A 20,296-nucleotide genomic window follows, 5' to 3' on the forward strand; every position below is an offset into this window, starting at 1 on the left:
CCACGTGGAACGCGTCCATCGATGGTGCAGAAGCTGCACCTTCGGCTCGACCGGCCTGCCACCGCGCCCGGCTTGACCGATGCAGTAAGCTGATGGATTCCCTGCCCCTCTACCGCCTCGTGCGGATGGTCTTTCGCGCCCCATGCAGATCCGCCGCCTCGCCTTGCATCAACTGCGTCGCTTCAGTGCGGTGGACCTGTCGCCCCAGCCGGGATTGAACCTGCTGACCGGTGACAACGGTGCCGGCAAGACCAGCGTGCTCGAAGCCCTGCATCTGATGGCGTATGGGCGCAGCTTCCGTGGTCGAGTGCGCGACGGTCTGGTGCGGCAGGGCCAGGAAGCGCTGGAAATCTTCGTTGAATGGGACGAACAGCGTGCCAATCACCCGCCCCGCCGCCGAAAAGCCGGGTTGCGCCACAGTGGCCAGGACTGGAAGGGCCGATTGGACGGGGAAGATGTCGCGCAGCTGGGCAATCTCTGCGCAGCACTGGCCGTGGTGACGTTCGAGCCCGGAAGCCACGCACTGGTCAGTGGTGGTGGCGAACCCCGCCGCCGCTTCCTCGATTGGGGCTTGTTCCACGTGGAACCGGATTTTCTGGCCTTGTGGCGCCGCTACTCCCGGGCGCTGAAGCAGCGCAACGCCCTGCTCAAGCAGGGCGGGCCGTCGCGGATGCTCGATACCTGGGATCACGAGCTGGCCGAGGCCGGAGAACCGCTGACCAGCCGCCGCCAGCACTACCTGGAGCGTCTACAGCGGCGCACTGTAGCTTTGGCCGCCAGCCTGGCGCCGCAACTGGGCATCCAGGGATTGGACCTGAGCCCTGGCTGGCGGCGGCATGAACTTCCGTTGGCCGACGCCCTGCTTCTGGCCCGGGAACGGGACCGGCAGGCCGGGTATACCTCGGTCGGCCCACACCGGGCAGACTGGAGCGTGGATTTCCAGAGCATTCCTGGTCGCGATGCGCTGTCCCGAGGCCAAGCCAAGCTGACGGCATTGGCATGCCTGCTGGCGCAGGCCGAGGACTATGCGGAACAGCGCGGGGAATGGCCGGTGATCGCGCTGGATGATCTGGCGTCGGAACTGGATCGCACTCACCAGGCGCGGGTATTGGAGCGCCTGCTCAATGGCCCGGCACAGATCTTCATCACCGCCACCGAAACCCCGGCGGCATTGCAGGCGCTGACCGACATCGCCCGGTTCCACGTGGAACATGCACAGATCATGGCTGTGCCATAGTGGGCACACCAGGGCCGCACAACCCCGGCTGGTATAATTCGGGTTGGAATCCTTTCATTCTCGGCACACCGCTCCACGCGGTGGCCGACCTGCGGAGCCTACGGCAAGCGCAATGAGCGACGAACAGAACACCCCGGCAAACAACGGCAACTACGACGCCAACAGCATTACGGCCCTGGAAGGCCTGGAGGCTGTCCGCAAGCGTCCCGGCATGTACATCGGTGACGTGCATGACGGTACCGGTCTGCACCACATGGTGTTCGAGGTGGTCGACAACTCGATCGACGAGGCGCTGGCCGGCCACGCCGACCACGTTGCAGTGACCATCCACGCCGATGGCTCGGTCTCCGTGTCCGACAACGGCCGCGGCATTCCGACCGGCAAGCACGAGCAGATGAGCGCCAAGCTTGGTCGCGAAGTGTCCGCTGCCGAAGTGGTGATGACGGTCCTGCACGCAGGCGGCAAGTTCGACGACAACAGCTACAAGGTTTCCGGCGGCCTGCACGGCGTCGGCGTCAGCGTGGTCAACGCGCTGTCGCAGAAGCTGGTGGTGGATGTGTTCCAGAACGGCTTCCACTACCAGCAGGAGTTCAGCAACGGCGCCGCCGTGACCGCGCTGGCCAAGCTGGAAACCACCACCAAGCGCGGCACCACGGTGCGCTTCTGGCCGTCGACCGTCGCCTTCCACGACAACGTGGAATTCCACTACGACATCCTGGCCCGTCGCCTGCGCGAGCTGTCGTTCCTGAACTCCGGCGTCAAGATCGTCCTTGCCGACGAGCGTGGTGATGGCCGTCGCGATGATTTCCACTACGAAGGCGGCATCCGCAGCTTCGTGGAGCATCTGGCCCAGCTGAAGACCCCGCTGCATCCGAACGTCATCTCGGTCACTGGCGAGCACAACGGCATCGTCGTGGAGGTGGCGCTGCAGTGGACCGACTCCTACCAGGAGACGATGTACTGCTTCACCAACAACATTCCGCAGAAGGACGGTGGTACCCACCTGGCCGGTTTCCGCGGTGCGTTGACCCGCGTGCTCAACAACTACATCGAGCAGAACGGCATCGCCAAGCAGGCCAAGATCAACCTGACCGGCGACGACATGCGCGAAGGCATGATCGCGGTGCTGTCGGTGAAGGTGCCGGACCCGAGCTTCTCCAGCCAGACCAAGGAAAAACTGGTCAGTTCCGATGTGCGTCCGGCGGTGGAAAACGCCTTTGGTGCGCGCCTGGAAGAGTTCCTGCAGGAAAACCCCAACGAAGCCAAGGCGATCGCCGGCAAGATCGTCGACGCCGCGCGCGCGCGTGAAGCCGCGCGCAAGGCCCGCGACCTGACCCGCCGCAAGGGCGCGCTGGATATCGCCGGCCTGCCGGGCAAGCTGGCCGACTGCCAGGAAAAGGATCCGGCGCTGTCCGAACTGTTCATCGTCGAGGGTGACTCGGCAGGTGGTTCGGCCAAGCAGGGCCGCAACCGCAAGAACCAGGCAGTGCTGCCGCTGCGCGGCAAGATCCTCAACGTGGAACGCGCGCGTTTCGACCGCATGCTGTCCTCCGACCAGGTCGGTACGCTGATCACCGCGCTGGGCACCGGCATCGGCCGCGACGAGTACAACCCGGACAAGCTGCGTTACCACAAGATCATCATCATGACCGACGCCGACGTCGACGGCGCTCACATCCGCACCCTGCTGCTGACGTTCTTCTACCGTCAGATGCCGGAACTGATCGAGCGCGGTTACGTCTACATCGGCCTGCCGCCGCTGTACAAGATCAAGCAGGGCAAGCAGGAGCTGTACCTGAAGGACGACCCGGCGCTGGACAGCTACCTGGCCAGCAGCGCGGTGGAAAACGCCACGCTGGTGCCGGCCACCGGCGAACCGGGCATCGAAGGCCTTGCGCTGGAGAAGCTGCTTCTGGCCTACGCGGCCGCGCTGGATTCGATCGAGCGCAACGCACATCGTTACGACCGCAACCTGCTTGAAGCGCTGGTCGATTTCGTGCCGATGGACCTGGAGAGCCTGCGCAGTGCGGGTGAAGGCGAAGGGCTGGATGCACTTGCCAAGCGGCTCAACCAGGGCAGCCTGGGCAGCCCGCGTTTTACGCTGGAACTGCAGGAAGCCAACGACGAGCGCCCGGCCGCTGTGCTGGTGACCCGTCGCCACATGGGCGAACAGCACGTCCAGGTGCTGCCGATGTCGGCGTTTGAAAGCGGCGAACTGCGCGCGATCCATCAGGCCTCGAAGCTGCTGCACGGCCTGATCCGCGAAGGCGCCACCATTTCCCGCGGCGCCAAGTCGATCGAAGTGGACAGCTTTGCCAAGGCACAGAACTGGCTGCTCGAGGAGGCCAAGCGCGGCCGCCAGATCCAGCGATTCAAGGGCCTGGGTGAAATGAATCCGGAGCAGCTGTGGGACACCACGGTGAATCCGGAGACCCGCCGACTGCTGCAGGTGCGCATCGAAGACGCTGTCGCTGCCGACCAGATCTTCAGCACGCTGATGGGCGATGTCGTCGAACCGCGTCGCGACTTCATCGAAGACAATGCGCTGAAGGTCGCAAACCTGGATATCTGACACAATCCGGACACGGCCGGCGCGCGGGGAGGCGCGCCGGCTTTCGACTCTTGAACGCAGGTACCTGATGTCCGCATCCGCCCCGGTTTCCGCTCCGCCCCCGGTTCCGCCGTCTTCTGTCGCGCCGCGTGCGGTTTCGCCGTTGGCGGGGTTCTTCATCGACCTGGGCATCGCCGCTGTCACGTTGTTCGGCCTGAGCCTGGTCAGCGGCGTGCTGTGGGGCCTGTACCGTGGCGTGGTGGTCGGTTACGCGACCGCGCAGGCCGGCGCTGGCGCACCCGACGCCAGTTCGGTGGCGGCGTCATTGGGCCAGCCCGGCGCACTTGCGCAGATTCTCATGGCGCTGTTTGCCACCGGCGGCGCCGCGCTGCTGCTGTACTTCTGGCGACGGCCGGCCAACGCCGCCGAACGTCATGCGTCGCGCCAGGCACTGCGCCGCCCCTCCACCTGGGGCTGGACCCTGCTGGTGGCGACCCTGATCGTGCTGGGCAGCAACGGTATCGCCTTCCTGGCCAAGCAGTTCGGCATCGAACCGGTCCCCACCAACCTGGCGCTGATGCAGAGCGCGATCGCGCGCTTCCCCTTGTTCCTGATGCTGTTCGCGGTGGTACTGGCACCGGCCTACGAGGAACTGCTGTTCCGCCGCGTGCTGTTTGGACGCCTGTGGAAGGCGGGGCGCCCGTGGCTGGGTATTGTACTGAGCAGCCTTGCTTTCGCCCTGATCCATGAAATCCCTGGCACCAGTGCAAACGGCCCGGCCGAAATCGCACAGCTGTGGCTGGTCTATGGCGGCATGGGCGCCGCGTTCTGCTGGTTGTACCAGCGCACCGGCACGCTCTGGGCCGCGATCACCGCGCACGCCCTGAACAACGGCGTGGCGCTTGCCGCGCTTGTGTTTTTCGGGGCAACGTAACGCCGTGTCCGCTTGACGAAAGATTAAGCCGCTACGCTACACACTGCGCATATGAACACGGGGGTGGACCCATGAAACAACTGCTGCTGGCCCTTGTCATCACCACCCTGGTCAGCGCCTGCGCGACCACGACCTCCCCTACCGGCCGCCGGCAGATGGTGGGCGGTGTGTCGCAGGCACAGCTGGACCAGCTCGGCGCACAGGCGTTCGCCGAAACCAAGCAGAAGGAAAAGATCAGCACCGACGGCCGCCAGAACGGTTATGTGCAGTGCGTGGTCAACGCTCTGGTCGCGCAGCTGCCGCCTCAATACCGTGGCGTACGGTGGGAGACGGCCGTGTTCGTCGACAAGGAGCCCAACGCCTTTGCCCTGCCCGGTGGCAAGGTTGGCGTGAACACCGGCATCTTCACCGTCGCCAAGAATCAGGATCAGCTGGCCGCCGTAATCGGCCATGAAATCGGGCATGTCATTGCCCGTCACCACGAAGAGCGCATCACCCGCCAGATGGGCGCACAGACCGGACTGGCGGTGCTCGGTGCGTTGGCCGGTGCGGCGTACGGTGAAGGTGCCGCCAGCACGGTCAACCAGCTTGGCGGAATGGGCGCGCAGGCGGCCTTCCTGCTGCCCGGCTCGCGCACCCAGGAGAGCGAGGCCGACGTAATCGGCCAGCGACTGATGGCCCAGGCCGGCTTCAACCCGGCGCAGGCGGTCGATTTGTGGCAGAACATGATGGCTGCCAGTGGTGGCCGCAGCCCGCAGTGGCTGTCCACCCACCCTGATCCGGCCAACCGCATCCAGGAACTGCGGCGCGATGCGCCGGGGCTGACGCCGGTCTACCAGCAGGCGCAGGCCGCCGGGCTGCGGCCAAAGTGCGGATGAGTGCGCAGTTCTATGCTGTATTGCAGCACATAAAACGATTTCTCACGCCATCTGTTTCTGATACGTTTGGCGGCTCAGATTTTTCTGACAGTCCGACTTTGCCGCTATCCGGCGGTTCGATCGAGGTGAACGATGATTTTCCGTAACCACAAAGCTGTGCTTTCCGTCCTCGTCGCGACCGCCCTGACCGGCGCCGTGGTCACTGATGCCTTCGCGCAATCCTCGCGTTCCTCCGAGCGTGGCAACCGCGGCGGCAAGCAGGCCAAGGCCGAAGCGCTGTACCCCAACGCGACCCGCCAGGAGCCGACTGTCAAGGCATCGGCCAAGCTGGGCAGCAAGCTTCAGAAAATGATTGACAGCTACAACAAGGAAAAGTTCCCGGAGACGCGCGCGCAGGCCGACGCGATCCTGGCTGACAGCGCCGCGAACGAGTATGACAAGTCGCTGGCCGCGCAGCTGGCGTCGCAGGCTGCCTACCAGACCGACGATACCCCGGCTGCCATTGCCTACCTGAAGCAGGTCCTGCAGTTCAACGGACTGGACAACAACGGCCACTTCCAGTCCATGCTGATGCTGGGCCAGTTGCAGCTGCAGGAAGACCAGACCGCCGAAGGCCTGGCGACCCTGGACAAGTACTTCGCCGAGAGCAAGTCGACCAAGCCGGAAGAGCTGATCGCCAAGGGCCAGGCGCTGTACCAGCTGGAGCGCTACCAGGAAGCGATCCCGGTGCTGAAGCAGGCCATCGCCGGTGCCACCGAACCGAAGGACAACTGGAACCAGCTGCTGATGGCGGCCCTCGCCGAAGCCGGCCAGTCCGGCGAAGCGGTGAAGGAAGCCGAGGCTCTGGCCGCCAAGAACCCGAACGACAAGAAGGCCCAGCTGAATCTGGCCAGCATGTACATGCAGGCCGACCAGATGGAAAAGGCCGCCGCGGTGATGGACAAGCTGCGCAGCAGCGGCCAGCTCACCGAAGAGCGCGAGTACAAGCAGCTGTACTCGATCTATGCCAACACCGAACACAAGGAAAAGGACGTCATCGCGGTCATCAACGAAGGGTTGCAGAAGGGCATCCTGAAGCCGGATTACCAGGTCTACCTGGCGCTGGCCCAGTCCTACTACTACTCCGACCAGGTGCCGCAGGCGATCGATGCGTGGCAGAAGGCTGCCCCGCTGTCCAAGGACGGTGAGACCTACCTGAACCTGGCACGCGTCCTGCATGCCGAAGGTCGTATCCCGGAGGCCAAGCAGGCCGCCCAGCAGGCGCTGGCGAAGGGTGTGAAGAACCAGGCTGATGCCAAGAAAATCATCAACCTGAAGTAAGTAGGAATAACGCCTGAATGCCTGCACAGTTGATGCGCAGGCGCTCAGGATTGGTATAAGTTTGGAGGTTCCTGCGGTGTCATGCACCGCTGATCAGGGATTCCGCCCCCGGCATCCCGGCCCCACTATTGAGCTCTTGGCGCATGACGGAACAACTAGTCGTTCACCGGTACGAACAACCCGATGACAAGGGGCTGAGCTGGCCTCGCATCGTCGGCATCGCGTTTGTAATTGCCCTGCATCTGGCCGCCTTCATGATGCTCCTCATTCCCGCCGTGGCTCCCAAGGCCGTTGCGGAGAAGGAGCGCAACGTCATGGTGACCATCGTCGACGCACCGCCGCCGCCGCCCCCGCCGCCGCCGCCGCCGCCGCCGACGGATACTCCACCGCCGCCGGTGAAGAATCTGTCGCCGCCGAAGCCGTCGCCGGTCCCGCCGCCGCCGCAGGCGCCGGTCGTGGACGTGCCGGAGCCGCGCCCGAACGACATCGTCACCCCGCCGTCGCCGCCGGCACCGCCGGCACCGCCGACCTCGATCGAGGCCAGCGTGGACATCTCGTCGAAGGCCATGAATCCGCCGCGCTACCCGCCGGCAGCCTTCCGCGCGGGTATCCAGGGCGAAGTGATCCTGATCATTGATGTCGATGCCAGCGGCAACGTCACCAATGTCACGGTGGAAAAGTCCAGCCGTAACCGCGACCTGGACCGTGCTGCGATGGAAGCGGCTCGCAAGTGGCGCTTCAACGCCGCTGAAGCAGGCGGTAAGAAGACGGCAGGTCGCGTTCGCGTTCCGGTCAACTTTGCGCTGAACTGATGCGCCCGGGTGGCCGCCGGCCACCCCCGCTCCCGGTTCGATTGTTTAGCTTAGCTACACCCTTTATCACCACACACAACAAAGGTAAGCGTCATGCTGCAGGAAATTTTCATCGCCGCTGCTGCCGGGGGCAATCCGTCCAACGCCCTGTCGCAGATGGGCTTCGAGCACCTGATCCACGAAATGACCACCAAGCCGGGTGATTTCGCGGTTTCCTGGGTCGTGCTGCTGACCCTGGTCGTCATGTCGGCCATGTCCTGGTACTGGACCGTCATCAACATCTTCCGTGCTACCCGCCTGAAGAGCGCCGCCGATCGCGTCGTCAGCCTGTTCTGGGACACCCCGAACGCGCAGGACGCCATCCGTGCGATGGAAGAACAGCCGGCTTCCGAGCCGTTCTCGAAGATCGCCCTGGACGCTGCCCAGGCGGCTGCCCACCACCAGCGCGCTGAAGGCGGCGCCACCGGCGGCGTGGGTGAGAACCTGAGCCGTTCGGAGTTCGTCGACCGCGCCCTGCGTCAGGCCGTGACCCGCGAAAGCAACAAGCTGCAGTCGGGCATGACCCTGCTGGCCACCGTCGGTGCAACCGCTCCGTTCGTCGGTCTGCTGGGTACCGTGTGGGGCATCTACGGCGCGCTGATCAAGATCGGTGCCACCGGCTCCGCTTCGATCGACGCCGTTGCCGGCCCGGTGGGTGAAGCGCTGATCATGACCGCGATCGGTCTGTTCGTCGCGATCCCGGCCGTGTTCGCCTTCAACTTCTTCAGCAAGATCAACAGCGCGACCATCAGCAAGTTCGATACCTTCGCGCACGACCTGCACGACTTCTTCGCCACCGGCTCGCGCGTCCGCTGATTGCGGCGCGCGTCACCCAGCGACGAACGTAAGTAGTCACCAAGATCTAGACGGAGCCCGTTATGGCTTTCAGTAGTGGTAACAGCGGCGGCCCCATGGCCGACATCAACGTTACGCCCCTCGTGGACGTGATGCTGGTGCTGCTGATCATCTTCATCATCACGGCGCCCCTGATGTCCCACAAGGTCAAGGTGGATCTGCCGGAAGCCAACCTGATCCAGAAGCCGGAAGACGCTGAAAAGCGTTCCGGACCGATCACCCTGGCAGTCAAGGAAGACGGCTCGATCTACTGGAACGACGAAGAAATCAACAAGCAGACTCTCGAGTCGCGCTTGGCGACCGCCGCCCAGCAGACCCCGCAGCCGCCGCTGAACCTGCGTGGTGACCGCACCACCAAGATGCGTGTCATCAACGACCTGACCAAGGTCGCGCAGGAGCAGGGCATGCTTGACGTCGGCTTCGTCGCGACCAAAGAAAAGGGGCAATAAGCCATGGCATTCAGTAGTGGTGGTGGCAAGGGCCCCATGGCAGACATCAACGTCACGCCCCTCGTGGACGTGATGCTGGTTCTGCTGATCATCTTCATCGTGACCGCGCCGATCATGACGTACCCGATCGCCGTGGACCTGCCGCAGCGCGTGCTCAACCCACCGCCGCAGCTGGTCGAACCGCCGCCGCCGATCGAACTGAAGATCGACGCCAGCAACCAGGTCTCGTGGAACAACAGCCCGATCAATACCAGTGAGCTGCAGCAGCGGATGGAGCAGGAGGTCCAGCGTGACCCGACCAACCAGCCGGAACTGCGCATCGACGCCAGCCCGGATTCCGAGTACGACGTGATGGCCAAGGTTCTGGCCGCTGCGAAGAACGCTCAGATGAAGAAGATCGGTTTTGTGCAGCAGTAATCGCTACACCGCAACACAACAGTCATGACGCGACTGCAGACGCCCCTGGAGACAGGGGCGTTTTTTTTATGCCTGCCGGCCTGGACCGCTATGATCGGCGGATGCTCGCCCTCTTCGACTCCCTGCGCCACTGGCTCGACGGCATCGCCCACCTTGGCTCGATCCTGGCGGTGGCCTACCTGCTGTACCTGCTCGCGCTGACCGGCTGGATCATGCTGCAGAAGCGTGAGCCGGTCGCCACGCTGAGCTGGATCCTGTCGTTGGCGCTGCTGCCCTACCTCGGCTTGTTCATCTACTACCTGCTGGGCCCGCAGAAGGTGAAGCGGCAGCGTCTGCGCCGTGGCCGCGCGCGGTCGGGCATGGAGCACTACAGCGACGTCTGCCCACCCGACGCCGACTGCACCGAGCTGGCCAAGATCGCCCAGGCCACGACCGGGCTTGCGCCGAGCAGCGCCACCGAAGTGACATGGCTGGTGGACGGCGCGGCGACCTACGCGGCGCTGCTTGAGGCCGTCGCACAGGCACGCGACCACGTGCATCTGGAGTACTACATCTTCAACCCGGACCATGCCGGCACCGCCCTGCGTGACGCGCTGGTGGAACGCGCACAGGCCGGCGTGCAGGTTCGCCTGCTGCTCGACGCCGTGGGCTCTTCCGCCCTGCCCCGCCGCTTCCTGCAGCCGCTGCTCGACGCCGGTGGTGAAGCGATCTGGTTCCACCCACGGCAGCTGCTGAAGCCGTTCAAGCGCCCCTGGTTGAACCTGCGTACCCATCGCAAGCTGGTGATCGTCGACGGCCGGCTGGCGTTCACCGGTGGCATCAACATCACCGACGACGAGGATGAAAGCCGCAGGGCGGATGCCTACCGCGACCTGCACATGCGCATCCGCGGCCATGTAGTGCGCAGCCTGCAGCTGGTATTTGCCGAGGACTGGCTCTACGCCAGCGGGCAGGATCCCTCGCGCATGGACATCGCCCGCCTGTGGCCAGCCGACATGCCGCTGCGCGGTGACGGTGCGATCAACGCCCAGGTGCTGGTCTCCGGCCCGGACTCGGGCTGGGAAACGATCCATCGCCTGCATGTGGCGGCGATCCAGGAAGCGCACGAGCGCGTGTGGCTGGTCACACCGTATTTCGTGCCGGGTGAAGCGGCGCGGATGGCGCTGACCTCGGCTGCACTCGGCGGCCTGGATGTGCGCTTGCTGGTACCGAAGATGAGCGATTCCTGGTTCGTGACCCAGGCCGCCCGCTCCTACTTCGATGAACTGTTGCACGCAGGGGTGAAGATCTACGAGTACGGCCCACGCATGCTGCATACCAAGGCCTTCATCGCCGATGATGATGTCTGCATCGTCGGCAGCGCCAACTTCGATCACCGCAGCTTCCGGCTCAACTTCGAGCTGTCGATGATGATCAGCGACCGTGACCGGGTGGCTGCCCTGGCCGAACTGCTGCAGGGCGAATTCGACCGTTCCACGCGGGTGCACGACCAGGCCGGCCGCTCGCTGTGGCTGCACCGCCTGCCGGAAGCCTTCGCCCGGCTGGCCTCGCCGCTGCTCTGACGCAGCGCTACACTGCGCCGATCACTCGGGGAGCCCGATTATGTACTGGTTGTACCTGCTGCTGGCGCTGGGCTGTTTCGCCTTCGCGCTGAAGACTCCCAGCGCCGGGCTGATGAGCCTGTGCCTGCTGGCCGCCCTCGCCTTCCTGCTGGCCTGGGTACGTGGCCGCTACGTGGCCCGCTTCGGTGATCTGCAGCGCGATCCGTCCACGCTGGTCGATGCCGAAGAACTGCGCCGCCTGCGTGAGCAGGCCCAGGCCCGCCGTGATGAAGACCCCATCGACCACGATCCATCCCCTCTTTCCAAGTAGTCCCGTTCCATGACCCAGCTCAGCGTCAACGTCAACAAGATCGCCGTCCTGCGCAATTCGCGCGGTGGTGCCGAACCGGACGTGGTGCGTGCCGCCCAGGCCTGCTTGGATGCCGGTGCACATGGCATCACCGTGCACCCGCGACCGGACCGCCGCCATATCACCGCCGAGGACGTGCTGGCGCTGTCCACGTTGACCCGTGCGCGTGGCGTGGAATTCAACATCGAAGGCAATCCATTCGCGCCGCCGCGCGAGGGCTACCCAGGCCTGCTGCCGCTGTGCGCGCAGACCTGCCCGGCGCAGGCGACGCTGGTGCCGGATGGCGATGGACAGATCACCTCCGACCATGGCTTCGACTTCGAGCGTGACGGCGAGCGCCTGCGCCCGCTGGTTGCCGAACTGAAAGCAATGGGCTGCCGGGTCAGCCTGTTTGTCGACGCCGGCAATCCACTGTTGGAGCAGGCCGCCGAGGTGGGTGCCGACCGCGTCGAGCTCTACACCGGCCCCTACGCCGAAGCACACGGCGCCGGCCATGCCGAGGCGATGCTGGCGCTGTTCGCCACCGCGGCACGCCGCGCGCAGGCGGTGGGACTGGGCGTCAACGCCGGCCACGACCTGTCGCAGGACAACCTGCGCGATTTCCTGGCCCACGTGCCGGGCGTGCTGGAGGTGTCGATCGGCCATGCGCTGATCGGCGAGGCGCTGTATGACGGGCTGGATGCAACCGTGCGCGGGTACTTGGCGCTGCTTTGATGTATTGCAGCCGAGCGTAGGCTCGGCTCTACAAAAGTTATCCGTATCCACTGTAGAGCCGAGCCCACGCTCGGCTCAGACTTGCCCTGAACCCTTCAGGCAGCCGTCGCAGCCATTGAGACGGCTGCGGCGTAATCTGCCGCAATGGGTATCGCGATCAAGGGCCGAGGTTCCACGTCCCACCTTGCCGGGCGCTTTGAAAGCACCGTCAGCGAGGCGGTGGACGACGGCTGGGCGGTGGACGAGAGCGAGGAATTCCTCACGCCGCGCCTGCGCACGAAGTGCGCGCCGAAACCGCACGCAGCATCATCACCCGCAACACCTCGCCGGATGTCGGTTTCAGCCAGTCGGTGAACCCGTACCGCGGTTGCGAGCATGGTGCGAACGTGCCGTAAGTGCTCACGGCAATTATTTATATAAAACAATTACATATGCGTGTTCTGATGAGCGCTTTGCACACGGAATGCAGCCCGCGCCTCTCTGCCAAGGCCAATGAAACGACTTCTGGTTCGTGCCCGTACTTCGAAGAACCCAACCGAGCCGCCAGGCGCAACGGCGCCTACCATTGAAGGTGTGGATAACTCTGGGGGCAGTGGGACGTCGAATTCAGCTCAGTCCCTACGGCTACATGAATCCCCGTCAGTTGCACTGCCTGTGGTTAGCAATAATACTAATTGCTCACTGAAGGGCTTGGGGGAGATATGGAACAAGACGCCCGCAAGGTCCAAGCGCCAATCAAAGGCCGAGGCTCCGCCTCACGCGTACCGAGCAGGTTCGATACGACAGCGACAGTCGGAATCGATGATGGCTGGGAATCAGTCTATGAAGATCTTCGCGAGATGCCCCCGCTGAGGACCGAGGTAACTGAAGAGCGGGCGAGGAGTGTGATCAGCCGGAACACTTCACCTGATGTTGGCTTCAGCGCATCGGTCAATCCCTACAGGGGATGTGAACATGGATGCGTCTACTGCTTCGCCAGACCCTCGCACGCTTACCTGAGCCTATCGCCGGGTTTGGACTTTGAGACGAAGCTCTTTGCCAAGACGAACGCCGCAGAGCGATTGCGTAGTGAGCTAAGCCGTCCGAGCTACAAATGTGCAGCAATCGCGCTAGGCATCAACACAGATGGTTACCAGCCTATCGAAAGGAGTTATCAGATTACCCGCCAATGCCTTGAGCTCCTGGCCGAGACGCGCCACCCTGTGAGCTTCGTCACCAAGAGTGCGCTGATCACCCGCGACATCAACCTGCTCGCAGCGATGGCGAAGGATCGTCTGGTCACGGTCTACTTCTCCGTGACCACACTTGATCGAAAGCTGTCAGCCAAGCTCGAGCCCAGGGCAGCGGCACCGCATGCGAGACTGAGGGCGATGGATGCATTGCATAGAGCCGGCGTTCCGGTAGGAGTACTGGTTGCCCCAGTAATTCCCCGCATCACTGACAACGAGCTCGAGGCGATCCTCGAAGCAGCTCATGCCCATGGAGCGCGGGCTGCAGGATACGTGTTGCTGCGTCTACCCAACGAGATCAAGGAAATCTGGAAAGAATGGCTGGAGCTGCACTATCCGGATCGGGCGGAACATGTGCTGAGCCTGATGCGCCAACTGCATGGTGGGAAGGAATACGACTCTACCTTCGGAACTCGCATGCGTGGTACCGGGCCCTTCGCAGATCTCCTGGCGCAGCGTTTTAAGAAGGCACACCGACAGCTTGGCTTCACAAAGCTGCCGCCTCTAAACACAGAACTGTTCCAGCCTCCTAGGGAGTACTCCCCACAAGGCCAACTCTTCTAACGCCGAAAAAGAGCGATTGCTGCAGGAAACTAGGAACGAAGCGGTCTCACGCCGTGAGACTGGCTGAGCCTAGCCTTCCCACGACGACGGAGAGCAAACCTATGAACTGGCTGAAGCTACTGCGCTTGTACTTCCCTGCGCTGCTGGCCGCTTTCTTGTCCTTGATCTGCGCGCTCATAGTGTCCTCGCTAAGCGGCAACAGCATGACCAGAGGGTTCTATCAGGCGATGATCTGGCTCCCAGTGGCCGGAGTGATTTGTGCCGTTATTCTCGGGGCTTGGACAACCTATCGCTGCAGGCAAGCTGAGCTCGGGCTTGGTCCTATCTGCCCCTACTGTGGCGGCCCCCTTGGTCCCGAGAAGCAAGGCCGATACAGCTTGCATCGGACATGTATGGCTTGCGGCAAGCATGCAAATGAGCGCCACTACCACTAACGGTAGGTAGAGGTCAAAGGACCTCGGACATGGTTGCCTACAGGCAAAAAAGTTGAAGGGTATCCCTATCGGAGAAGCACGGACCCCTGCAATGCGATCGAGCCAGGGGCGTTCGCAGCCATACCCTGAGGAACGCATACTATGAAGTTCATGATAATTCAACAATAAAGTGCTCCCGAAGCTCCCGAGTTACTTCGCTCGGGCCGCTCGGATCGATTCAGAGTCGACGCGAGGAAGTAAGTTGGGATGATGGCACTCGCCCTTGGCTGGATGGCAATCCTGAAAAGCACTCAGTGGTCACCCAGCCACCTAGGGAAGTTGCGGTCTTCGCCCTCTCTCGAAGCAATACGAAGGCGTCAGCAGGACTCTTGCCCCCGAACTCTGACCATAGCGGTTCCGGGTACGCGCCACCATTCGGCCCCGCGACATCTAGGCTAGGCGGCACTCGCTCGGAGTGAATATTGGGCTTAATGCTGATAGGTAGCGACAAGAAGCCCCAGTCTCCTCCTTCTCACAGATAATGATTGATGCTAGTCCTGCGCTAGCCACTGTTACGTTCTTCTTGCCATCCCATAGCTTATGCACTGGGCGCGTGTCGGAGATTTCCTGCAGCACGATGCGGGGAATCCCTATGGCCACGACGCTCGCGATCCGGTGCAAACTCTCAGCGGTTCATGAACGAATCGTTCATCTACTGCCAGGGGACAGGAATGGTTTCCAGAAAATAGTGCGTAGTATCAGCAATCGCATGCCTCGTCTGTGGTACTGCAGGGGCACAGGATCGGGTCGAACCTGAGTCGCAATATGCGAACAAGGTTGGCAAGGCTCAGCACACTGGGCAGCTGGATGAAGGTTCCTTTGGTAAAAACGTATCCCTTTTCAACGGGCAACTCGACTTTTCGATAACGGATATCACCATCCCGGGCAACAACGCTCTGTCTGTAGCGCTCCGTCGCAAGCGGACAATCAGTGAGCGTTACCTCCATCAGGACGCCAGACCTGGCGACTTGGCCGGCTTCTATGATTGGGATCTGGACGTTCCCTACCTGGGAGGCATCTTCAGTTCCCGTGGCTGGGTGGTTGGGGCAGACGATGATGCCACCCGCTACCAGCGCTGCTCACTGCAGAAGAAGCCCTTCATCGGGGAAAGCACGCCCTACCCGGAAGACCTGATCTGGAACGGCTACAACCTGCATCTGCCGGGGGAGAGTGACGCGCAGTTGCTGGTTGCTTCGGCCAACATTCCAATGCCACGCGATGGGAAAAGTTATCCTTGGGTGACCGTTGGCGACATACGCGTGCGTTGTTTACCGCAGACTCAGAACGGCGTTCCTGGCGAGGCTTTTCAGGTCGTCACCCCGCAGGGAATCACGTACTCCTTGAACTGGGTCGTCAGCCGCGAGATGCCCCTCAGCAACTACAAGGACAACCCGCTAGCACCCACACGCTATTTGTCGCGCAGCCATGTGTTCTTCATGGCCACCCGGGCCGAGGACCGCTTCGGCAACTGGGTGAACTACGGCTACACGGGCGACAAGCTGACTTCTATCAGTAGCAGCGACGGCCGCAGTATCAGCATCACTTATACTGGAGGGCGAATTACCAGTGCGACGGCCAATGGCCGGACTTGGACATACCAGTATCGTGAGCCAGGAGCGCTGGGGTCGCGCCTTGATGGGGGTCTAGCCGCCGTCATTTTGCCGGATGGCTCCCGATGGACCTATTCACCCAATGGAACCTTGCGCCCACCGATCTTCGGCCCCACGCCAGAGGGCTCTGAATGCGATCCCCGCATGCCTGATGTGCTGGGACCCTATATCTACACCGTGACCCACCCGGCCGGGGCGACGGCCACCTATACCCTGAACTATAGGTACTTCTACCGCGCCAGTGCTTGACCTGTAGTAGGCAACAAGGGCTTGAGGCCGCTAAAGAACTGAGGAAGAAATGAAGGAATCCATAACTTTGTCACCTCCCAATTCGCTGATCTTTGTCATGGACCATGAAGCCGGAGTGTTGCCGGATCAGATAACCGCAGGTCTTGTAGCGGCTACCGGTTCCTGTATTGCAGTTGGCACGTTAGCCTCCTCGGACGGAGAGACCACAGTCACATTGACCGATGATCTGGGTGGGCTGGAAACGGGCGGTATGGTCTTCGATGGTGTGTTGTCCACGCCGAATCACGAGCTATCAGTATGTGATGCCAGGAACGAGAAGTTGATTACTCTGAGGATTCAACAGGCTTGTACGAGGGTCAGGATTTTCGCTAATGACCCTTCTGAGCCTGATCAGATCGTGATCTTTGTGGCGGAACAGTGATCAGAAGGGTCAGGCAAGATTGAGTAAGAACGAGCCCGCCATTCGACGGGCTTGTTGTTTGAGTCACTCGTGATGTTGCCATAGACGGCATGATTCCTGTAGCCGGTGTCGTTGCGTGGGGGAACAGATCAATACGATATGTCGATGTCTCCGGAGCAGGTGGATTCGGCAGGAATGGTTATCTCTAGCGCTGCAGTTGTTGGTGGGGGCGCCGTATGCGGCTGCAGCGTCAAGTGGGCCAGTTGCAGGCACGAATACGCGTTGAGAACCCATTCGTTGCAGAGATCATGGTGGCCGATGTCGGTGACAGTGCCGCGCGCCCTGGGAACGATGCAGATATTCACCGCATCGAACGAATGGCACTTCTTTACAGCATTGGTGTCCGACTCCCTTTCAAAGTTCGACCTCTCAGGAAAAGCTTCCTGAGAGCGTTGAATCAGTACGCTACGGGCGACCAAGAGCCGTTCTCGCTCTGCATCATGGAGGGATACTGGGAGCTTGGAACACAGGTTCATGCCAGAAGCGCTAGTCGAGACCCTTCTGGCTTAGTTGGAAAAGACGGCAGATGGCACGATTCATAGGCCGACCGCGGCTTGGAACCCGTCTTCTGCAGCATTGGGCAGTGCCTAGTGGTTCCGCCGGACTTCATGGAGGCTTTGAGCGATCCATCCAAGAGCGACTAACAAAACCAGGGACTTGCCCGACGAAACATTGTCAATTGGAGGACGAAACGGGCCTGATCAGCCAGAAACTCTAGCAGGACCTGGGACCTCTGTCCCAACGTCCAAGCCTTCTCGCACGGGAGGCAGGCCGCGGTGCAGTGACGTGCTGATGACCGGCATCGCATGAGAAGACGTCCCGCAGGAGCTTGGCATTGGCAGCGGCATGACCTGCTGGCGGCGCTTGCGTCAGTGGCAACGATAGGGTGTTTGAGATCGTCTGCACCAGACAACGCTGCACCGCCTGCGCCAGTACGATAAGACCGAATGGAGCCGGGCCAGCATTGACGGCACGAGCATCTCGAGCCTCCGGGGGGCCTGGACACTGGCCCCACCCGACCGGCCGGGGCAAGCTCGGTAGCAAACGCCACATCCTGACCGATGGACGGGACTGCCGTTGGCGATCTTGGTGAGTGGTGCCAATCGGCATGATTCGATGTTCTTCAAGGACCTGATCGACGCAGTACAGCCGGTCGCAGGTCTGCAAGGCAGACCGAGGAAGCGGGCCGACAAAGTTCATGCAGACAAGGGCTACGACTACGACAAGTGCCGCCAGGCGCTACGCCAGCCTGGCATCGAGGGCCGCATCACACGGCGAGGTGTCCAGAGCAGTGAACGCCTTGGGCGTCATCGCTGGGTGGACGAGCGCCCGCACGTGTGATTCGCGGGATTCGGTAAGCTGCTCATCAGTTTCGAGCATCAAGTCGACACCCATTCGGGACTGGTCAAGCTCGCCGGCACCATCAGCTACCTGCGCCTCGTTGATGGGATTTGTTAGCCGGTTTAAACGGCCGACAGGACAATCCCTAAGCAATTGGACCTGAGTGAAACATCGTCCCTTCAAGGGGCTGCAGTCTCCGCTGATGGGTGGCTTCCATGTAACGCAGTCATTGTCTGCTCGCTTTCGGCTGCCTCGTCCACCCGCGAGCCTCGGTTGAGCGCATAGAAGTCGAAGGACTTCCAGCAAGGGCCCCCGGACGCCACCAGGGACCGTAACCCGCCCCGCACTGGCCTAGGTTAGGAGGCAAAGTGAAAGCCTCCAGCGACTAGTCTCTAGAGGACTTCGATACTCAAGAGTGACGTATGAGCACTTTTCCTCGAACACATATAGTGTTGGTGTTCCTACTGCTTCGCGCGACCCTCTCATGCCTATCTGAACCTGTCGCCGGGCCTGGACTTCGAAACCAAACTGTTCGCCAAGACCAATGCACCACAATTGCTGCGCAAGGAACTGTCGAAGCCGGGCTACGTACCGCAGCCGATCGCACTGGGCATCAACACCGATGCGTACCAGCCGATCGAACGCAAGTTCAAGCTCACCCGCCAGCTGATCGAAGTGATGCTGGAAACCAGGCATCCGTTCTCGTTGATCACCAAGAACGCGCTGGTCGAGCGTGACATCGATCTGCTCGCACCGCTGGCGGCGGAGAACCTGGTCAGCGTGCATTTCTCGGTGACCTCGCTGGACCCGCATCTCTCCGCGAAGCTGGAACCGCGCGCATCGGCACCGCACGCACGGCTGCGTGCGATGAAGCGGCTGCATGAAGCCGGCATTCCGGTCGGGGTGATGGTGGCGCCGGTGATTCCGTGGATCAACGACAGCGAGCTGGAAGCCGTGCTGGAAGCCGCACGCGACGCAGGTGCGAGCACCGCAGGCTACGTGCTGCTGCGCCTGCCACTGGAAGTGGCCCCGCTGTTCCGCGATTGGTTGGACACCCATCATCCCGATCGCGCCGCGCACGTGATGAGCACCATCCAGCAGCTGCGCGGCGGCAAGGACTACGACAGCCAGTTCGGTACCCGCATGCGTGGCCAGGGTGTGTATGCGGAATTGTTGAGCAACCGCTTCAAGCTGGCACGCAAGCGGCTGGGCTTCAATGCGCAGAACAGCCATTGGCCGAAGCTGGATTGCAGCCGGTTCCAGAAGCCGTTGCCGCCAAAGAAAGAGTCACCGCAGGGCAGTCTGTTCTAGAACTCTGGACCGCAGCGCCACGCAACGGTAACAATCCGCAGCAAAGGCGGGGACTGGGGAGAGGGGAGTTCAGCATCATGGATGCAGAACAGCTCCGCCTACCGGGTCGAGTCGACGCTTCCGGATCCTTGAGCGCATGAAATGAAGTTCATCTACTGGCTGGGCATCGCGTTCCTGTGGATGCTCCCATGGAACTTTCTTCTACTGACGGTGGCCAAATTGCTGTCAGCGGATCCGCTAGGCAGCGAAGAGCTGATCGGCCTCGGCACTGCCATATTTGGTGGGGCAGCGGGAGGGATCCTGTATCGCCGTCGTCCTCGCAAGCCCCTCGCTCCGTCGAGCATCCATGATCCGGTGCACGGGGCAAAGACGACTGAAGCCTTGCGGGATTCAAGTTGCGACGAACAACGACAGTCGGGGAATGGGCCTTGAAAAAGGTACCGTTGCGCCATCTGCTCCTGTGCACTGTCATTGCGGCCCTGACAAGCGGTACTTATCTTTCAATGTTTGGATCCATCGGACGTGGCGATTGGACCGGAAAGCCTACAGAAGCAGAACTGCGCGCTGCCACCGATACCTTTGAACTCCCTTCAGGGGTCCATCCCACGAACGTTACGTTCTTACCGAAGGTCACGTTCCTGGGGGCCGTCTTCGACGCCGAACTCGAATCTGATCCAGAGCAGATCGCCGCTTTCTTCATCAAACAAGCCGCAGAGAAGCGGTGGCGACTGCAGAAAGACAAACGGCAGCGCGATTACAGATTGATGGTCTTCTGCGAGGATCGACTGGCGCGCTCGGTAGAGCTGACGACAAGGGGCAGTACGGTGAAGCTCTATGGAGGAACCTACTGGGACTCGGACAGGGGCGGCGACTACTACTGCTCTCCTGAGGCCCGGTAATCCACCGACGGCATAACGAACTTGCCTGGATACCGGCCTCAAT

Annotated in this window: 18 protein-coding genes and 3 pseudogenes; 20 read left to right on the plus strand and 1 reads right to left on the minus strand. The window is 62.1% G+C overall.

Features of this window, described 5'->3' with window-relative positions; translation table 11 throughout:
* Window positions 1-142 precede the first annotated feature (142 nt).
* The 16 genes and pseudogenes from recF to G370_RS01000000120555 all read left to right on the plus strand — a co-directional run bounded on the left by recF (window position 143) and on the right by G370_RS01000000120555 (window position 16,663).
* Window positions 143-1,237, plus strand: a complete 1,095-nt coding sequence (recF, locus tag G370_RS0100250; protein ID WP_019658798.1) for a DNA replication/repair protein RecF — start codon at window positions 143-145, stop codon at window positions 1,235-1,237.
* Between the two features lie 112 nt (window positions 1,238-1,349).
* Window positions 1,350-3,809, plus strand: coding sequence for a DNA topoisomerase (ATP-hydrolyzing) subunit B (gene gyrB, locus G370_RS0100255; protein ID WP_019658799.1), 2,460 nt, complete (start codon window positions 1,350-1,352; stop codon window positions 3,807-3,809).
* Between the two features lie 67 nt (window positions 3,810-3,876).
* Window positions 3,877-4,722, plus strand: a complete 846-nt coding sequence (locus tag G370_RS0100260) for a CPBP family intramembrane glutamic endopeptidase (RefSeq protein ID WP_019658800.1) — start codon at window positions 3,877-3,879, stop codon at window positions 4,720-4,722.
* Window positions 4,723-4,793: 71 nt separating this feature from the next.
* Window positions 4,794-5,600, plus strand: a complete 807-nt coding sequence (locus G370_RS0100265) for a M48 family metallopeptidase (protein ID WP_019658801.1) — start codon at window positions 4,794-4,796, stop codon at window positions 5,598-5,600.
* Window positions 5,601-5,732: 132 nt separating this feature from the next.
* Window positions 5,733-6,920: a tetratricopeptide repeat protein gene (locus G370_RS0100270; RefSeq protein ID WP_019658802.1), complete on the plus strand. Its 1,188-nt coding sequence runs from the start codon at window positions 5,733-5,735 to the stop codon at window positions 6,918-6,920.
* 143 nt (window positions 6,921-7,063) lie between these two features.
* Window positions 7,064-7,732, plus strand: coding sequence for an energy transducer TonB (locus tag G370_RS0100275; RefSeq protein WP_010487418.1), 669 nt, complete (start codon window positions 7,064-7,066; stop codon window positions 7,730-7,732).
* A gap of 93 nt (window positions 7,733-7,825) precedes the next feature.
* Window positions 7,826-8,587 (plus strand): TonB-system energizer ExbB, encoded by a 762-nt coding sequence (gene exbB / locus G370_RS0100280; protein WP_004132614.1) that lies wholly within the window; start codon window positions 7,826-7,828, stop codon window positions 8,585-8,587.
* Window positions 8,588-8,649: 62 nt separating this feature from the next.
* Window positions 8,650-9,075 (plus strand): ExbD/TolR family protein, encoded by a 426-nt coding sequence (locus G370_RS0100285; protein WP_005411739.1) that lies wholly within the window; start codon window positions 8,650-8,652, stop codon window positions 9,073-9,075.
* Window positions 9,076-9,078: 3 nt separating this feature from the next.
* Window positions 9,079-9,492 (plus strand): ExbD/TolR family protein, encoded by a 414-nt coding sequence (locus G370_RS0100290; RefSeq protein ID WP_005411740.1) that lies wholly within the window; start codon window positions 9,079-9,081, stop codon window positions 9,490-9,492.
* 101 nt (window positions 9,493-9,593) lie between these two features.
* Entirely contained in the window at window positions 9,594-11,054 is a 1,461-nt protein-coding gene (gene cls, locus G370_RS0100295) for a cardiolipin synthase (protein ID WP_026346894.1), read from the plus strand.
* A gap of 40 nt (window positions 11,055-11,094) precedes the next feature.
* Complete coding sequence (locus tag G370_RS0100300) at window positions 11,095-11,364, plus strand: hypothetical protein (protein WP_019658804.1); 270 nt, start codon at window positions 11,095-11,097, stop codon at window positions 11,362-11,364.
* A gap of 9 nt (window positions 11,365-11,373) precedes the next feature.
* A complete protein-coding gene (locus G370_RS0100305; protein WP_019658805.1) occupies window positions 11,374-12,117 on the plus strand; it encodes a pyridoxine 5'-phosphate synthase in 744 nt (247 codons plus the stop codon).
* A 144-nt stretch (window positions 12,118-12,261) separates the two neighbouring features.
* A pseudogene (locus G370_RS1000000121120) lies at window positions 12,262-12,503 on the plus strand (radical SAM protein); the annotation flags it as partial.
* Window positions 12,504-12,818: 315 nt separating this feature from the next.
* On the plus strand, window positions 12,819-13,910 hold the full coding sequence (locus tag G370_RS0100315; protein ID WP_019658807.1) for a PA0069 family radical SAM protein: 1,092 nt from the start codon (window positions 12,819-12,821) through the stop codon (window positions 13,908-13,910).
* 1,441 nt (window positions 13,911-15,351) lie between these two features.
* Entirely contained in the window at window positions 15,352-16,242 is an 891-nt protein-coding gene (locus G370_RS01000000120550) for a hypothetical protein (protein ID WP_019658809.1), read from the plus strand.
* A 49-nt stretch (window positions 16,243-16,291) separates the two neighbouring features.
* Window positions 16,292-16,663, plus strand: a complete 372-nt coding sequence (locus G370_RS01000000120555; protein WP_019658810.1) for a hypothetical protein — start codon at window positions 16,292-16,294, stop codon at window positions 16,661-16,663.
* Between the two features lie 128 nt (window positions 16,664-16,791).
* On the opposite strand, the gene G370_RS1000000121500 is transcribed toward G370_RS01000000120555, so the two are convergent.
* On the minus strand, window positions 16,792-17,178 hold the full coding sequence (locus G370_RS1000000121500; protein WP_154081295.1) for a hypothetical protein: 387 nt from the start codon (window positions 17,176-17,178) through the stop codon (window positions 16,792-16,794).
* A gap of 202 nt (window positions 17,179-17,380) precedes the next feature.
* Between G370_RS1000000121500 and G370_RS1000000121125 the strand changes: the two are divergent.
* From G370_RS1000000121125 to G370_RS0100350, 4 genes and pseudogenes are all read left to right on the plus strand, one after another.
* Window positions 17,381-18,160: pseudogene (locus G370_RS1000000121125) on the plus strand (IS5 family transposase).
* A 339-nt stretch (window positions 18,161-18,499) separates the two neighbouring features.
* Window positions 18,500-19,354: pseudogene (locus G370_RS01000000120565) on the plus strand (PA0069 family radical SAM protein); the annotation flags it as partial.
* Between the two features lie 141 nt (window positions 19,355-19,495).
* A complete protein-coding gene (locus tag G370_RS0100345; protein ID WP_019658813.1) occupies window positions 19,496-19,786 on the plus strand; it encodes a hypothetical protein in 291 nt (96 codons plus the stop codon).
* Window positions 19,783-20,253 carry a hypothetical protein gene (locus tag G370_RS0100350; RefSeq protein WP_227844176.1) on the plus strand — a complete coding sequence of 157 codons (471 nt, stop codon included), beginning with the start codon at window positions 19,783-19,785 and terminating at the stop codon, window positions 20,251-20,253. The genes G370_RS0100345 and G370_RS0100350 overlap by 4 nt, the downstream gene beginning before the upstream one ends.
* The last annotated feature ends 43 nt before the right edge of the window (window positions 20,254-20,296 follow it).

The organism is Stenotrophomonas hibiscicola ATCC 19867 (assembly GCF_000382065.1).
Lineage (GTDB): Bacteria > Pseudomonadota > Gammaproteobacteria > Xanthomonadales > Xanthomonadaceae > Stenotrophomonas > Stenotrophomonas hibiscicola.

Excerpts from the sequence above, each read along its gene's own strand:
- exbB (WP_004132614.1), top strand. The coding sequence starts at position 7,826 with ATGCTGCAGGAAATTTTCATCGCCGCTGCTGCCGGGGGCAATCCGTCC.
- G370_RS0100315 (WP_019658807.1), top strand. The coding sequence starts at position 12,819 with ATGGAACAAGACGCCCGCAAGGTCCAAGCGCCAATCAAAGGCCGAGGC.
- recF (WP_019658798.1), top strand. The coding sequence starts at position 143 with ATGCAGATCCGCCGCCTCGCCTTGCATCAACTGCGTCGCTTCAGTGCG.
- G370_RS0100345 (WP_019658813.1), top strand. The coding sequence starts at position 19,496 with ATGAAGTTCATCTACTGGCTGGGCATCGCGTTCCTGTGGATGCTCCCA.
- G370_RS0100285 (WP_005411739.1), top strand. The coding sequence starts at position 8,650 with ATGGCTTTCAGTAGTGGTAACAGCGGCGGCCCCATGGCCGACATCAAC.
- G370_RS0100270 (WP_019658802.1), top strand. The coding sequence starts at position 5,733 with ATGATTTTCCGTAACCACAAAGCTGTGCTTTCCGTCCTCGTCGCGACC.
- G370_RS0100300 (WP_019658804.1), top strand. The coding sequence starts at position 11,095 with ATGTACTGGTTGTACCTGCTGCTGGCGCTGGGCTGTTTCGCCTTCGCG.
- G370_RS0100290 (WP_005411740.1), top strand. The coding sequence starts at position 9,079 with ATGGCATTCAGTAGTGGTGGTGGCAAGGGCCCCATGGCAGACATCAAC.
- G370_RS1000000121500 (WP_154081295.1), bottom strand. The coding sequence starts at position 17,178 with ATGAACCTGTGTTCCAAGCTCCCAGTATCCCTCCATGATGCAGAGCGA.
- cls (WP_026346894.1), top strand. The coding sequence starts at position 9,594 with ATGCTCGCCCTCTTCGACTCCCTGCGCCACTGGCTCGACGGCATCGCC.
- G370_RS0100265 (WP_019658801.1), top strand. The coding sequence starts at position 4,794 with ATGAAACAACTGCTGCTGGCCCTTGTCATCACCACCCTGGTCAGCGCC.
- G370_RS01000000120555 (WP_019658810.1), top strand. The coding sequence starts at position 16,292 with ATGAAGGAATCCATAACTTTGTCACCTCCCAATTCGCTGATCTTTGTC.
- G370_RS0100275 (WP_010487418.1), top strand. The coding sequence starts at position 7,064 with ATGACGGAACAACTAGTCGTTCACCGGTACGAACAACCCGATGACAAG.
- gyrB (WP_019658799.1), top strand. The coding sequence starts at position 1,350 with ATGAGCGACGAACAGAACACCCCGGCAAACAACGGCAACTACGACGCC.
- G370_RS0100305 (WP_019658805.1), top strand. The coding sequence starts at position 11,374 with ATGACCCAGCTCAGCGTCAACGTCAACAAGATCGCCGTCCTGCGCAAT.
- G370_RS0100260 (WP_019658800.1), top strand. The coding sequence starts at position 3,877 with ATGTCCGCATCCGCCCCGGTTTCCGCTCCGCCCCCGGTTCCGCCGTCT.